Here is a 930-nt window from a genome sequence, read left to right as displayed (position 1 = left end):
GGCCCGCGCCGGGCGGTCGCCCGACGGCCGGCCCGCTCCCCCGCCCCGCCCGGCCCCGCACCACCTCGGACCGGATCGGGACGCCGCCCGCCGCCGGACGGCCCGCGACGCCCTCCGGCCGGCCCGCACTCCCGCCCGGCGCACCCACCGGCCGGTACGGGACCGCCGGACCGCCGGCCGGGGGCCGCACGCCAGCGGGCACACCGCCCGCGCGCCTGCTAGCCCCGGCCGCCCGGGTCCTCGCCCCGGTGCTCCGGCCGGTCCACGACCGCCTGCTCACCCCGGTGGCCGGCGTGCTGACCCCGGTGACCCGGGCCCTCGCCCCGGTGCTGGCCCCGGTCGGCCGGGTGCTGGCCCCGCTCACGCAAGGGCTGGCCCGGGTGCTCACCCCGCCCCGGCCCGACCCCGACCCGGCGGACCCCGCCGTCCCCGACCCGGCTGATCCCGCCGTCCCCGACCCGGCTGCCGGCACACCACCGGACACGTCCGCGCCGACGCCGCCGGCCACCCCGGGCGCGGAAGCCGCGCCCGACCCCGCCGTCGACAACCACGCCGCGGTCGGCCCGCTCGCCGAGACCGAGCCGTCCCGCGCGTTGATCCGGGCGGCGCCCACCGGGGTCCGGGAGGCGGCGACCCTGCCGCGCCCGGACGCGCCGGCCCCGACCCGGCCCGCCCCGGCCAGCGCCCACCACACCGGGACCCTCGCCACCGGCGCCGCCGGCCCGGCCCAGGGTCACCCGGCCGACGCCGCCACCACCGGCTGGACGCCGCCCGACCAGGACGTGCGTCGCCGCCTCCCGGACGCCGGGGCGACCCTCCCGTCCCGCTCGCCCCGACCAGGCACCCGACCCGCCTGACCGGCCGCCGGCCCGCCCGGCGCGCCGGTCCCCCGCCCCAGCTGCGGGCGGCGGCGCGGACCGGGTCGGCCGC

General features: G+C 85.1%; 1 protein-coding gene. It reads left to right on the top strand.

Annotated features, from left to right (window positions below; genetic code table 11):
• The first annotated feature begins 248 nt into the window (after positions 1-248).
• The gene (locus tag LQ51_RS12200) at positions 249-857 is read left to right on the top strand and encodes a hypothetical protein (protein WP_046565247.1); all 609 of its coding nucleotides are present in this window, start codon (positions 249-251) and stop codon (positions 855-857) included.
• Positions 858-930 lie beyond the last annotated feature (73 nt).

Source organism: Micromonospora sp. HK10 (assembly GCF_000982955.1).
Classification (GTDB): Bacteria; Actinomycetota; Actinomycetes; order Mycobacteriales; family Micromonosporaceae; genus Micromonospora.
This window is presented reverse-complemented; position numbering and strand designations above follow the sequence as displayed.